A 14066-nucleotide genomic window follows, 5' to 3' on the forward strand; every position below is an offset into this window, starting at 1 on the left:
CATGGGCAGCTTCGTCTGGGCGGCGGCGACGGCCCATACCGGTGCCATGATGCGCCTTCCCGATGGCGGGGCCGATGAGGCCCGCGCCGAACAGGTGTTCAACGGGTTCCGCACCTTGGCTTCTTCGCTGAAGGCGGCCCGCCCGGACGTGCTGATCACCATCGCCACCGACCATTTCCTGACCTACGGCTATGAATTCCTGCCCATCTTCAGCATCGGCACCGGCGACCGGTTCGAAGGTTGGGGGGAGTTTGGGGTGCCCAAGCGCGACTATAAAGGTGTCGCGCCCTTCGGCGAAGCGGTGCAGAACGGGCTGGTGGCGGCGGGCTTCGACGCCGTTGGCGCGCGCGATGTGAAGCTTGACCATGCCTTTTCCTGTCCCTTGCAGCTTCTGCTGCGGGATTGGGATGTGCCGATCCTGCCCGTCTACATTAACTGCACTGTCGCCCCCTTGCCCAGCCATGCCCGCGCCTTGGCCTTTGGCCGCGCGTTGGGCGATGTGGTGCGAACCCAGGGGGTGTCACAACGGGTGGCCATCGTCGGCACAGGCGGCTTGTCGCACTGGGTCGGCACGCCGCAGACCGGGACCATCAATACCGGCTTCGACCGGCGGTTTCTGGAGCTGTTCACGTCTGGCCGGTTGGATGAGATCGCGGCGATGGACAGTGACTGGGTGATCGACAATGCAGGCAATGGGGCGGCGGAAATCCGCAACTGGCTGGCCGCAGCCGGTGCAGTGAATGCCAAAGGCGCGCGCGAGATCGCATATGAGCCGGTGGCCATGTGGAATACCGGTATCGCCGTGACGGAGATCCTGTCATGAGCCGCCGCGATCTTGAGAGGTTCCTGTTCCGCTTTGACAAGGAACCTGACCTGCAGGCCGCCTTTGCCGAAGCCCCCGAAAAGGCCTTCATCGCCTTCGACCTCAGCGAGGCAGAGGTGGCAGTGCTGGCGGCACGCGATGTGGCTACGCTCTATGAATGGGGCCTGCATCCGCTGTTGATCCGTAACTTCGCGGGTACGGTTGGTGTGCGCTATGTCGGTGAATATCGCAGGCGAGGGCTGACATGAGCGTCGACGCCGCCTGCCACGATCTGGCACTGGCCAACCGTATCCTTGCCCATGAGGGGGTGGTGGACGCGTTCGGCCATGTCAGTCTGCGCCATCCCGACCGGCCTGGTCACTTTCTGCTGTCCCGTTCGGTCAGCCCTGACCAGGTGGTGCCAGAGGACATCATGTGTTTCGGCCCCGATGGGCAGGCGGCGGACGGGGATGCTCGCGCGCCCTATCTGGAACGCTTCATCCATGCCGCGATCTATGAAGCGCGCCCGGATGTCGCCGCCGTGGTCCATTCCCACGCCCATGATCTGATCCCGTTCGGCGTGACAGGCACGGAAGTGCGACCGCTTCTGCATGTTGCTGGCCCGTTGGGCAGGGTGCCTGTCTGGGATATCGCCGACCGGTTCGGGGAGACGTCGCTGCTGGTCACCAACATGGTGCAGGGACGTGATCTGGCGGAACGGCTGGGTGCCGGCAGGGCGGTGCTGATGCGCGGCCATGGCGGCGTGGTGGTGGGCGACGGCCTGCGCGCCGCCGTGATCATGGCTGTCTATCTCCAGGTCAATGCCGGGCTAGACCTGAAGGCCCGCCAGCTTGGGCCTGTCCGTTATCTCAGCGACGGCGAGGTCGCGCTCAGTTTCGACGCCATCCTGGCTGAAGGGCCGGCCCGGCGCGCCTGGGAATATTTCAAGCGGAAGGTGGAGACGCACACCTGAGCTTTCACCGCGAAACAATGCCATAAGGCAAGTCACAGGGAGGAAGAAGAATGGCCAAGATGTTCAGGATGCAACCGGGTCACGGTCTGACGCGACATGGCATATCGGCGTTGGCCCTGGTGCTGGCGGCGGGGACGGTACAGGCCCAGACAGCCCCGGCTACAGGTCAGGTGCTCGAACTGGAGGAGATTGTCGTTACCGCCGAACGCCGTTCGGAATCGTTGCAGGACACCCCAATTTCCATCCTCACCTTCTCCGGCGACGCGCTGGAGCGGGCCAATGTCCGGTCGGTGGACGATCTTCAGAATTTCCTACCCAACGTTTCCATCGGCGGTTCCGCGCCGGTCGGAAACTCGGCCCCCAACTTCTCCATACGTGGCGTCGGTCAGACGTCGGGCCGCGCCAATAATGAGAAGGGCGTGGGTCTCTATGTCGATGATGTCTATTATCCGCGTTCCACGGGCGCCATCCTGAACCTGCTGGATGTGGAACGGATTGAGGTTTTGCGTGGGCCGCAGGGCACTCTGTTTGGCCGCAACACGACGGGCGGTGCCATCCGCTATATCACGCGCAAACCCACCGACCGGCTGGAAGGCCGTATCACCGGCACCTATGGTTCCCTGGATCGGACGGATATCGAAGGCGTCCTGAACGTCCCCGTGTCCGAGAAAGTGGCGTTCCGGGGCCAGGCCGCCTGGTTCAAACGTGACGGCTATGTTGATGTCATTGGCACCGACCGGACGCGGGGCAATCAGGATGATTATGCCGTGCGCGGCGCCCTGCGCGTACGTCCCAATGACAGCATCACTGTCGATCTGAGTGCAGCCTATACCGAGAACCGCAGCAATGGTTCGCCCACCGTCATCGCCGGCGTCGGCCTGCGACAGGCATCGGGTTTCCCGATTGCGGCGGTCAATGCCTACAATGCCTATCTGGCGGCGCGCGGCCAGTCTGCCATCGTGGCGGATGATCCGCGCTTCGTGACCAAGGACGGCTATTCCGTGCCGGATAGCTGCATCATGGATGATATTGCGCTTAACCCGGCCAAATTCGGCGACGCCCCGAACCTTCTGCCCAACAGCCGTCCCCAGGCCAGCCTGTGCGACGATGCACGTCGGACCAAGAACACCTTCCTGTCGGCTGATATCAATGCCGACCTGAACGATGCGCTCTCGCTGCGTTCGATCACGGGCTATAACAAGGGCACGGATATCGACCAGGGTGACTATGGTCTTTTCGGTGCCCAGACCAACTATACCCTGAACGAGATGAACTCCATCTCTCAGGAATTGCAGCTTCTGGGCAGTCATGAGGGCCTGGAGTGGGTAGCCGGTCTTTATTATTTCCACGAAACCCCGGCAGAGCGCCGGTTCCTGCGTGAGGCGGTGGTCAACGCCGGTCGGGTCGAATGCTGCAACGGCTTCGATGCCAATGTGCAGCTGAAGACCAACAGCTATTCCGCGTTTGGTCAGGCCAGCCTGGACCTGACCGACAAGGCGCGGGTGACGGCCGGGGCGCGATATTCCTATGACGACAAGGACGTTTTCATATCGAAGGTCGGCATCTTCACCCCGGCCTTGCCGGCTGGCGGTTCCCCGCGGACCAATGCCAATAATTGGGATGCCATCGATTATCGCCTGACGCTGGATTATCAGTGGACCGATACGCTGATGACCTACGCGACTTATTCCAAGGGTTTCAAGTCCGGCGGCTTCAATGTCGATATCGTCACGCTGGGCACGGCGGCCCCCACCATCACCTCCTTCGATCCGGAGACGGTGAAGAACCTGGAGGCCGGTGTGCGATCGGAATGGTTTGACAAGCGCCTGCGCGCCAACCTGACCGGCTTTCACATGAAGTATGACAATCTGGTCGTGCAGGTGGCCGACTTCTCCCGCGGGGCCTTGCAGGTCCTGTTCCTGAATGCTGGCAAGCTGGAAATTGACGGGTTCGAGGGCGAGTTTGCGGTGGCGCCTATCGAGCGGCTGACCCTGAATGCCAATGTCGGTTACACCAGGATCAAATATGTCGATCTGCCCACCGGCAGCCCGCTGTTCGATCCTGCCAGCTGCCCCGGCGGTGCCCTCACCTTTGATCGCTGCCGGGCACAGCCGCTGGCCCGGTCGCCGGAATGGACCTACACGCTTGGCGCCCAGTACACGGTTCCGGTGGGGGCTGGCGATGTCAGCATGAATGCCAACTACGCCTATAAAAGCAGCCAATATTCCAACAACTCCACCTCCAACTCGGTGAAGCTGCCGGCCTATGGCGTGGCTAATGTCCGCATTGAGTATGATAGCGGTGCACAGTGGAAGGTGGCGGCCTTCGGCACCAACATCTTTGACAAATACTACATCACCACAGGCACCAATGGCCGCCAGAACACGCTGGCCACGCTGACCCATTCGCCGGGCCGGCCGGCGGAATATGGCGTGTCGCTGACCTGGAGCTTCTGACTTCAAATAACTGGTGAAGACCATGGTGTGTATGACATGGTCTTCACCAAAAAAGTCATAGCCGCATGAACGGACGACAAGGGTGAGAAACATGCAGACCGACCAGGAAATGCCCGCCGGAGCGCGGCGCGGCATCACCATCTTTCTCTGCTTTCTGGTGGCCGTGTTGGAAGGGTTTGACCTGCAGGTCATTGGGGTGGCGGCTCCGCAATTAACCCGCGAACTGGGGCTGGCGCCACAGGAAATCGGCTGGGCCTTTGGTGCCAGCCTCATCGGCCTTGCCATCGGCGCCCTGGCGGGCGGTCGGCTGGCCGACAAGGTGGGGCGCAAGCCGGTGCTGGTCGGTTCGGTTGTGGCCTTTGGGGCCGCCACCCTGGCCTCCAGTTGGGCCTGGGACTATCATTCGCTATTCGTGCTCCGGGTGCTGACCGGTTTGGGGTTGGGCGGTACCTTTCCAAACGTCATCGCCATCGCATCGGAAGTGACGGCACGGGCGCGGGTTACCATAACCGTGGCCTCCATCTCCTGCGGGCTGGCGGTTGGCGGGATTATTGTGTCGTTAATGGCCAAGCTGGCGCCCGGCGGTATGGATTGGCGGGGGCTGTTCCTTATAGGGGGGGTGCTGCCGCTGCTGGTGGCTCCGGCCCTGTGGTATTTCCTGACGGAAACCAAGCGAGCGGCTGTGCGCGGCCACGGCAGCCGCACCCCGATCGGTCAGGCCCTGTTTGGCGCGCAGCAGGCTGGGCCGACGCTGATGCTGTGGATCGTGTTCGCCTTGACGCTCCTGCAACTTTCCCTGCTGCTGAACTGGCTGCCTACGCTGATCATTGCAAAGGGGTTTCCCCCGGCGCAGGCCTTTTTAACCTCGCTGGTGCTGAATATCGGCAGCATCTTTGGCTCCGTCATCGCCGGCTTCCTGTGCGACCGGTATGGCGCGCGCACGCCGATGGCGGTGGGGTATCTGGCGATGGCGCTGGTCATGTACCTGCTGTCATTGGCCAGTGACATGAACATACTGCTGGTGCTGGCCTTCTGGGCAGGGTTTCTGGTCCTGGGTGCGCAGTTCGCGCTCTATGGTCTGGCGCCGAAAGTATATCCCGATCAGACGCGTGGGACCGGGGTCGGGGCCGCTGTGGCCGCTGGCCGGGTTGGTGCCATTTCCGGTCCGCTGATCGCCGGTCAGATGATCGGCGCGGGTGCCACGGGTGATCAGGTAGTGTTGCTGATGGTGCCGTTGGCCCTTCTGGCCGGGGTGGCGCTGCTGGCGCTGGCCCATATGGCCGGTCCGCGCCTGCGTGCCGGTGGTGCCGGCGTGCATTGAGAATAAAGGGTATCTCCGTCATTGCGGACTGAGACGGATCAAAGGCCAGGAATCGCATCTGCCGGATGCTGTTCCTGGCCTTTGGTCTTTGACGCGTGAAAAGACGGTCTGTGGGCGTGCCTCACCGCCGGCTTTGACCTGTCCGTTCCAGCAGATCGATGGACCATTCGACATGGCTATCCATGACGGCGGCGGCGGTGCGGGCGTCCCCGGCCAGCACGGCATCAGCCATGCGGTTGTAATTGGCGATATAGCCCGGGATATGCAGGCGCATGTCGATGGTGCCGGCAAGGAACCGGTTCCAGTATTCCAGGTTGAGCAGCCCCAGCAGGTAATCCACGTAGGGCTTCTGCCCAATCTCATTCAGCAGATAATGGAAATCGTTCAGCACCAGATAGAATTTGTAGGAAGGCGGTGCATCACGGGCCGCGCGGATCCGGGCAATGGCCTCCTCCACACGCTGCCGGTTGTCGCCCTCGCCGATGCGCCGTGCGGCCGCCGTGACCCCCACCTTGGCGATGGGGCCCGTAACCTCATAGATCTGGATCAGGTCGGCCAGTGACAGCTCGCGCATAATGGCGCCCTTGTCGGGCAGCAGTTCGACCAGCCCCTGGCCCGCCAGAATATGCAAGGCCTCCCGTACCGGGGCGCGGCTCACCCCCAGACGTTTGGCCAGCTCTGCCGCCTTGATCCGCTGTCCAGGCCGCAGGACCCCCTCATCCAGGCTTTCCATCAGCGTTTCGTGCACACGCTGCACCAATGTCGTTTTGGTGCTGCCATCGGCCATCAGTTTTGGCGCACCGAAGGGCGATGGCGCCCCGGCAATGTCGGACGGAAACTCGTCAGCGTCCTCTTCCGTTTCCGACGGCACGCGCGGCACATGGGGCGGCGCCTTCGTCTTCTCGCCTTTACGCTCCCTGCCCGGCGCGTCGGTCGATACCTTTGTCATTATCGCTTTATCCCCTGCGATCCATGCCCGCCTGCATGGCAGGCCATCCGGCAGCCCCTTTCGTCGTACGATGCTACGACAACCGCCGGACCCTGCATAGCGGGCTGAAAGTCAGCATACCGTAACATCCAGTAGTGTCGACAGATTTATAAATCCCTCCTTCTGCATTCATATGGATGATCGGACATCTGCGCGTTAGTTACTGATATTATTGGATAAAAAGGAAACCAGGCAGTTCGTTGCGAAAATTATTTCCGAGGCATCAAGATTCCTTCTTGAAAGTGCCGACACTTTGTGGCGGATTATAGGGGCGCTCACGACACAGCACGGGATGGCCGGGCGCATAGGCGGTTTACCTTCATCGGGGACTGACGCCATGGACAACCAAACAGCCGCTAGTGATCTTGGTGGCCCCTGCGCTGACGGGCGCGTTGCCCGTTTTGAGCAATTGTTGGAGATTGAGCCGCAGCGGGGCCACGGTCTGCCGCAGCCTGTTGCGGATATGATCTGGTCGCGCCGTTTGCTCCCTGTGATCACACGGAACGATGATGCGCCCAGTCCCTTCGGTAATGTCGCGCCGATCCGGGGGGCAGGGGATATGTCCATCACCTATGCCGCATGCCCGCCGGGCACGGGGCCTTCACTGCACACCCACCGCCGCACATTCGAAACCTTCACGGTGCTGTCGGGGCGATTTGAATTCACCCTGGGCGACAATGGGGACAGCGCGGTAACGCTGAACCCGTTCGATGTCCTTTCCGTACCGCCGGGCGTTGCTCGCGCTTTCCGTAATGTCAGTGATAAGGAAGGACTGCTGCAGGTGATCATCACCGGCGGCCAGCATGATGTGAACGACATCTTCTTTCCGGCACGTACGGCAAAGGAGATCGCCAGTCACGGCGAACAGTACCTGGCTTATTTTCAGTCGAAGGGCCTGTTCTTCGACATCTGATCCGGTCGGGGCAGGGAGGTATACGGCACGGCAATCCATGGTGATTGCCGAATGCATCGTTACGCCTACCGCTCTTTCATATAAGAATACAAATGGAGGACGGGGACATGAACATGTTGAGGCTTCGCACCCTGTTGTTGACCAGTGCTACTGGCTTAGCATTGACCTCCCTGCCGGCCCTTGTACAGGCGGCGGATGGAACGATGCTGGATGAGGTCATCGTCACCGCGACCAAGATGGGCGACACAAGGTTGCAGGAAACACCCATCGCCATCACCGCCTTCACGGCCGATGCGCTGGAGAAAACCGGTATCAAGGATGTCCGCGATCTGGCCGGTTCCACCCCCAATTTGGTGGTGGCCCAGAATGGCGCCTTCGCCCAGCTCTATATCCGCGGCATCGGGTCCAACAATGTTTTCGCGGGTTCGGACCCCAGCACGACGGTCCACATGGACGGCGTCTACATGGCCCGTCCCGCCGCCGTCTTCAACAACTTCCTGGATGTGGAGCGGATCGAGGTGCTACGCGGGCCGCAAGGCACGCTCTATGGCCGCAACTCGGTCGGCGGCACCATCAACATCGTCTCCCGCCTGCCTGACAACAACGTCAAGGCCAAGGCACAGGCCACCATCGGCAACTATGACCTCTATCGCGGTGAGGCCTATGTCAGTGGCCCCCTGATCGAAGACAAGCTGTATGGTAGCGTGTCCCTTATGGGCAGCAAGCATGACGGCTATTTCAAGAATGTTGTCCCGTCCGGCAATGACCGCGCCAGCGAGAATACCTGGGGTACCCGCGCCATCCTGCGTGCCACACCGAATGAGGCGCTGGAGATAGTGTTCCGGGCCGACTATCTGGCTGATTACGGCCATTTTGTCGGCAACCAGGCGCTTTTGCTGCCGTTCCGCCCCGTGGCCGGCGGCGCGCTGGACCCGGTGACGGAAGCCATCCGGGGCGACTGGCACAAGGTGGCGCTGGACAGCCCCAGCGACACCGACCGCAAGATCAAGGGCGTGTCGGCGGAGATCACCTACAGTTTCTCCGATGCCGCTGTGCTGAAATCTCTGACTGCCTATCGGAAAAGCGATCTGAACTATGTCAACGACACCGACGCCACCGACCTGCACCGCCAGGAAACGCGGCAGCAGGAGTACCAGGATCAGTTCTCCGAGGAACTGAACCTGTCAGACCGGGTTAATCGGTTCAAATATGTGCTTGGTTTCTATTATTTCGACGAACATATCGACACGGATTCCACGGTCACCGCCTTCAACCTGAACCGCGTGACCAATCCGGCCCCGACCGTCGACACAAAGGCCTGGTCCGGATACGGACAAGTATCATTCGATCTGACGGATCAATTCACCCTGACCGCCGGCATCCGCTACACGGATGAGAAGAAGGATTTCGACCAGTATCTGAACATCTACACCCTGTCGACCGGGTCGCCGCTGGCCACGTATCCACGCCGCTATCTGAACAAGGGCCATTACACGGCCTGGACCCCGAAATTCGGGGCGGAATACAAGGTGACGGAAGATGTGATGCTGTACGCATCAGCGACGCGCGGGTTCAAATCCGGCGGCTTCAACTTCTCCTCTGGCAACACGGCGCAGGGTTTTGCCCCGGAAACGCTGTGGAGCTATGAAGCCGGTTTCAAAACGGAGTTCGCAGACAAGCGCGTGCGCCTGAACGGGTCGGCCTTCACCTATGATTACAAGGACTTGCAGGTACAGTCCTTCCTGGTGCCTGGCGTCACCGACATCACCAATGCCTCAGACGCCAAGGTGGATGGGCTCGAACTGGAACTGACGACGCGTCCCGTAACCGGCCTGGATATCGGGGGCACGCTGACCTATCTGGACGCGCGCTATAAAAACTATCCGCAGGCGCCGATCCCCGGCACCAGCCCCGCCGTCACCATCGATGCATCGGGCAAGTACCTGAACTCCTCCCCCAAATGGGCCTACACGCTGTATGGCCAGTACAGTTTTGATGTCGCCGGCGGCTCGGCGTTTGTGCGTGGTGAGTATGGCTGGAAGGACCGGCAATATTTCACTGTCATCAATGACGCGGTGCAAACCATGGGCAGCTATGACCTGCTGAATGCCAGCATAGGGTTCGCCCCGGACGGCGGCAATTGGCAGGTGGTGCTGTACGGTCGCAACCTGTCCGACACGCAATATCTGGTTTCCACGGGCACGTTCACGGCGGTGCCAGCGGGTACGCCGGGCGACCCGCGCACCTATGGCCTGCGCCTCACCTACACCTACTGACCGCCATCATACAGGGTCTGGAAATGTCTTCTGCATTCCCGCTTCATATCGATGGCACCTGCGACCCGGATTTTGCCGGGTTGCGGGAGACCTTCATCGAGAATTTCCGCAGCCGGGGCGAAATCGGTGCCGCCGTCTGTGTCTATCGCGACGGGAAGAAGGTCGTGGACCTGTGGGGCGGGGTGGCAGATGTCGCCACCGGCGCCCTTTGGCAGCGGGATACGATCTGCTGCATGATGTCCGTGGGCAAGTCCATGGCGGCGCTGTGCCTGCTGATGCTGATCGACCGGGGCACGGTCGATCTGGAAGCCCGCGTCACCGACTACTGGCCCGAATTCGGTCAGGCCGGCAAGGAAAAGACCACCGTTCGCATGCTGCTGTCGGCCCTTTCCGGTGTTCTTTATGCTGATGCCGCCCCCGACGGTTCCGCCTATGACTGGGATGTCATGTGCCGTGCGCTCGCCGCGCAGAAGCCGGAATGGGAACCGGGCACCCAGGGCGCCTATCATTCCATGACCGCCGGCTATCTGCTGGGGGAAATGGTGCGCCGGGTGGATAGCCGCATGATCGATGTGTTCTTCCGGGAAGAGATCGCGCGGCCGCTAGGCATCGATTACGGGTTCGGGGTGGCGGAAGCGGACATGCACCGCGTATCCGATATCATGCCCAATCCCGGCAGCGTCACCTTTGTGCAGGCCAAGGACAAGACCACCAAGCTGGGCCGGGCCTGGCGTGTGCGGCCCAGTTCGGCTAACCCCTATAATGAACCCGCCTATCGTCGGGCCGTGTTCCCGTCATCGAACGGCCATGGCAATGCCCGCGCCATCGCGCGGGTCTATGCGGCGCTGGCCAATGGCGGGACGTTGGACGGTTTCCATCTGCTCTCCCCCGCCCTGGTGGAGGCAATGCGCACCGAAAGCTGGCGCGGCACCTGCGGTATGACCGACCGGCCCTTCCGCTACGGCCTGGGCCTGTTCTTGAACTACCCGCCCATGCTGGGCTTCGGGGCCAATCCCCGTGCCTTCGGCCATCCGGGTGCCGGTGGTGCTGTCGGTATCGCCGATCCCGAAGCTGGCCTCGCCTTCAGCTACAGCCCGAACCTGATGTGTGCCGGTGCCGGCATGGGTGAGCGGTGCGAGGCGCTGGTGCAGGCGGCCTTGGGCAAACAAGCCACCATCTGATCCTGACCCCCAGGGAGGGGAAAATGTCCGATTTCAAAGGAAAAGTAGCCCTGGTGACCGGCGGCAGCTCCGGTATTGGCGCTACGGTGGCTCAGGCGCTGGGCGCCCAGGGCGCCCATGTCGCCATCGTGGCCAGCAGTTCCATAGCCAAGGCCGCCCCCGTGGTGGACGCGGTGAACGCAGGCGGCGGTACCGCGCGTGCCTATGCCGCTGATGTCCGGGATGAGGGGGCGGTCGCCACCTTGCTGGAGCAGGTGACGGCCGATTTCGGTGGTCTGGACATCCTTGTCAATGCTGCCGGCGTGTTCGAGCCCAGTCCTGTTGGTGGTACGGCGGCAGATAGCATGAACCGTATGGTCGATATCAACCTGAAGGGCACCTGGAACTGCTTGCAGGCCGCCGTGCCGCACCTGAAGGCGCGGGGGCGGGGCAAGGTGCTGAACTTCGCCTCCGTCGCCGGGACCATCGGGGTCAAGGGCTTCGCCGTCTATTGCGCATCCAAGGCCGCCATCGTGATGATGACGCGGGTGGCCGGCGCCGAACTGGCACCCTTCGGCATCAATGTCAATGCCGTTGCCCCCGGCAATACCGAAACCCCGATGAACGAGGCGATGCGCACCGCGCCGGAAATGGCAGAGATCCTGGATGGCATGCGCCGCATGACGCCCAGCGGTGTCACCTTCTCCAAACCGGAAGAGATTGCCAGTGCAGTGCTCTACCTGTTGTCGGATGCCGCACGGCCAGTCTTTGGCACGACGCTGGTCATTGATGAAGGCATCTCTGCTGCCATTGGCTAAGCATAGAACAGTAAATAGGGGGATCTGGAATGACGGACAGCCTGCGCAAAGACAGCACCTACGCCTGGTATGTGGCCGTGCTGCTGTCTGTTGCCCACCTGATCTCCTTTGTGGACCGGTTCGTGATGAGCTTGGTTCTGGTCCCCATCAAGACCGAACTGCTGCTCAGCGATACGCAGTTGGGGCTGCTGCATGGTACCGGCTTTGTCATCCTCTACACGGTTGCGGCTATTCCGCTGGGCTGGATGGCCGACCGGGCCAACCGCCGCAATATCATCGTCGCGGGTATCCTGGTCTGGAGCTTGGCGACGGCGGCCTGCGGCCTTGCCAACTCCTTCAACAGTCTGTTCCTAGCCCGTATCGCGGTCGGGTTTGGGGAGGCCGCCTTGGTGCCGGCGGCCATGTCGCTGATCGCGGCCTACTTCACCCGGTCCAAACTGTCCCGTGCGGTCAGCACGTTCACCATGGGTGCCTCGCTGGGCAAGTCGGTGGCGCTGATCGTGGGTGGGATGATCCTGGCGTGGTTGACGGCACGCGGCGGGGCGATGCTGCCGGGTTGGGGGCACCTGTCGCCCTGGCAGGGGTTGTTCATCGCGGCGGCGGCGCCTGGCGTACTGGTCGCCCTACTGCTGCTGACGGTGCGGGAACCGGCGCGGCCCGTCAGTGCGATGGCCAAGCCGGGTCTGCGGGAGGTGTTCGCCCATATCGGTCGGCACCGCGCCGCCTATCTGCTGCACACGGCGGCGGCCGCATCGGCGATTCTGCTGGTTCAGTCCTACGCCGCCTGGTCGCCCACCTTCTATATCCGCAATTTCGGTTTGGCACCGGCAGAGGCGGGGTATCTGGTGGGCATGGTGGTGCTGGTGGCGGGCCCGGTCGGGCATTTGACGGGCGGTTATCTGACCGACCGGTTGCAGGGCCGGGGCGTGACAGGCGCCCCCGGTCTGGTGATTGCCGGCATGCTGCTGCTGTCCCTGCCACTGGCCACCCTGTTCTGCACGACGGAGAATGAAACCCTGTCGCTGCTCAGCTACGCCCTGCTGAACATCACGCTCACCGCCGCCGCCCCGCCGGGTCTGTCCGGCATCCAGTTGCTGACGCCGGAGCGGCTGCGCGGCGTCACAAGTGCCTGTTTCATGGCGGCGGTCACCTTCACCGCCATCGGCATGGGACCGGCCAGCATCGGCATCTTCACCGACCGGGTGTTCGGGGATGACAAGGCGCTGGGGTCGTCCTTGCTGTTGGCAACCTTCATCTTCGGTCTGCTCGGTGCCTTTGTTGCCTGGTTCAGCCGGGCGCCGGCCCGGGCCGCCATGACCGCCGACGCCTGATCTTCACCCTTCAACACCATGACGGACGGCCGCCCCCAAGGGCGCCGAAGGGGCGGACTTTGCCCCGAATTCAGGAGAGAAATGATGCGTAAATCCGACAAGGTCATCATCACTTGCGCTATCACCGGGTCGCTGCACACTCCGACCATGTCGCCCTACCTGCCCATCACCCCGCAGGAGATCATCGACCAGTCGGTGGAAGCGGCAGCGGCCGGTGCGGCCATCCTGCACCTGCATGCCCGCGACCCGATCGATGGCCGACCCTCGCCCGATCCCGACCTCTTCATGCAGTTCCTGCCGCAGATCAAGCAACGCTGCGATGCCGTCATCAACATCACCACCGGCGGCGCGCCGGGGTTCAGCGAGGATGACCGGCTGGCCGCCCCCTTACGTGCCCTGCCGGAAATGACCTCGCTGAACATGGGGTCGATGAATTTCGGCGTGTTCGGGCTGGCCGACAAATATCCGGAATGGAAGCATCCTTGGGAAAAGCCGTTCCTGGAGGCCAGCAAGCGGTTTGCTGCCAACCATAATTTCGCGCTGATCGAACGCATCATCCGCGAGCTGGGCGAAGGGCATGGCACCAAGTTCGAATATGAATGCTACGATCTGAGCCATCTGTACAATGTCGCACATTTCGCCGAACGGGGCCTGATCAAGCCGCCCTTCCTGATCCAGGGGATTTTCGGTGTGCTGGGCGGAATTGGTCCCGACCTGGAAAATCTGACGGCGATGAAGCAGACGGCGGACCGGCTGTTCGGCAATGACTATTACCTGTCGGCCTTTGGCATCGGCCGCATGCAGATGCGGTTCCTGACCCTGTCGGCCATGCTGGGCGGTAATGTCCGCGTCGGGCTGGAAGACAGTTTGATGATCGGGCGCGGCCAGTTGGCCAAAAGCAATGCCGAACAGGTCGCCAAGATCCGGACCATCCTGACCGAACTGGGCATGGAGATCGCCACCCCGGACGAGGCCCGCGCCATGCTGGCGCTGAAGGGTCCGGACCGGGTTGCATTTTAAGGGTGGGG

The 14066-nt window shown here is 62.1% G+C and carries 12 protein-coding genes; 11 read left to right on the forward strand and 1 reads right to left on the reverse strand.

What is annotated here, in order from left to right; all coding sequences use genetic code 11:
• Position 1: 1 nt before the first annotated feature.
• The 5 genes from C0V82_RS22390 (at position 2) to C0V82_RS22410 (ending at position 5552) form a co-directional block, all read left to right on the forward strand.
• Positions 2 to 823, forward strand: coding sequence for a DODA-type extradiol aromatic ring-opening family dioxygenase (locus C0V82_RS22390; RefSeq protein ID WP_102114663.1), 822 nt, complete (start codon positions 2 to 4; stop codon positions 821 to 823).
• On the forward strand, positions 820 to 1071 hold the full coding sequence (locus tag C0V82_RS22395; RefSeq protein ID WP_102114664.1) for a hypothetical protein: 252 nt from the start codon (positions 820 to 822) through the stop codon (positions 1069 to 1071). Before C0V82_RS22390 ends, C0V82_RS22395 begins: the two co-directional genes overlap by 4 nt.
• Positions 1068 to 1775 carry a class II aldolase/adducin family protein gene (locus tag C0V82_RS22400; RefSeq protein ID WP_102114665.1) on the forward strand — a complete coding sequence of 236 codons (708 nt, stop codon included), beginning with the start codon at positions 1068 to 1070 and terminating at the stop codon, positions 1773 to 1775. Before C0V82_RS22395 ends, C0V82_RS22400 begins: the two co-directional genes overlap by 4 nt.
• 50 nt (positions 1776 to 1825) lie before the next feature.
• On the forward strand, positions 1826 to 4231 hold the full coding sequence (locus C0V82_RS22405) for a TonB-dependent receptor (protein ID WP_102114666.1): 2406 nt from the start codon (positions 1826 to 1828) through the stop codon (positions 4229 to 4231).
• A 91-nt stretch (positions 4232 to 4322) separates the two neighbouring features.
• Positions 4323 to 5552 carry an MFS transporter gene (locus C0V82_RS22410; RefSeq protein ID WP_102114667.1) on the forward strand — a complete coding sequence of 410 codons (1230 nt, stop codon included), beginning with the start codon at positions 4323 to 4325 and terminating at the stop codon, positions 5550 to 5552.
• 121 nt (positions 5553 to 5673) lie between these two features.
• On the opposite strand, the gene C0V82_RS22415 is transcribed toward C0V82_RS22410, so the two are convergent.
• A complete protein-coding gene (locus C0V82_RS22415) occupies positions 5674 to 6501 on the reverse strand; it encodes a GntR family transcriptional regulator (protein ID WP_211107976.1) in 828 nt (275 codons plus the stop codon).
• A 211-nt stretch (positions 6502 to 6712) separates the two neighbouring features.
• Between C0V82_RS22415 and C0V82_RS22420 the strand changes: the two genes are divergently transcribed.
• The 6 genes from C0V82_RS22420 to kce all read left to right on the forward strand — a co-directional run bounded on the left by C0V82_RS22420 (position 6713) and on the right by kce (position 14058).
• The gene (locus tag C0V82_RS22420; protein ID WP_158660153.1) at positions 6713 to 7453 is read left to right on the forward strand and encodes a cupin domain-containing protein; all 741 of its coding nucleotides are present in this window, start codon (positions 6713 to 6715) and stop codon (positions 7451 to 7453) included.
• A 107-nt stretch (positions 7454 to 7560) separates the two neighbouring features.
• Complete coding sequence (locus C0V82_RS22425; protein ID WP_158660154.1) at positions 7561 to 9729, forward strand: TonB-dependent receptor; 2169 nt, start codon at positions 7561 to 7563, stop codon at positions 9727 to 9729.
• A gap of 23 nt (positions 9730 to 9752) precedes the next feature.
• On the forward strand, positions 9753 to 10910 hold the full coding sequence (locus C0V82_RS22430; protein ID WP_102114670.1) for a serine hydrolase domain-containing protein: 1158 nt from the start codon (positions 9753 to 9755) through the stop codon (positions 10908 to 10910).
• Between the two features lie 23 nt (positions 10911 to 10933).
• On the forward strand, positions 10934 to 11707 hold the full coding sequence (locus C0V82_RS22435) for an SDR family NAD(P)-dependent oxidoreductase (RefSeq protein WP_102114671.1): 774 nt from the start codon (positions 10934 to 10936) through the stop codon (positions 11705 to 11707).
• Between the two features lie 29 nt (positions 11708 to 11736).
• Positions 11737 to 13038 carry an MFS transporter gene (locus C0V82_RS22440; RefSeq protein WP_102114672.1) on the forward strand — a complete coding sequence of 434 codons (1302 nt, stop codon included), beginning with the start codon at positions 11737 to 11739 and terminating at the stop codon, positions 13036 to 13038.
• 84 nt (positions 13039 to 13122) lie between these two features.
• Positions 13123 to 14058, forward strand: a complete 936-nt coding sequence (gene kce, locus C0V82_RS22445; RefSeq protein WP_102115154.1) for a 3,5-dioxohexanoate:acetyl-CoA acetone transferase — start codon at positions 13123 to 13125, stop codon at positions 14056 to 14058.
• The last annotated feature ends 8 nt before the right edge of the window (positions 14059 to 14066 follow it).

This window comes from Niveispirillum cyanobacteriorum, assembly GCF_002868735.1.
GTDB classification, from domain to species: Bacteria; Pseudomonadota; Alphaproteobacteria; order Azospirillales; family Azospirillaceae; genus Niveispirillum; species Niveispirillum cyanobacteriorum.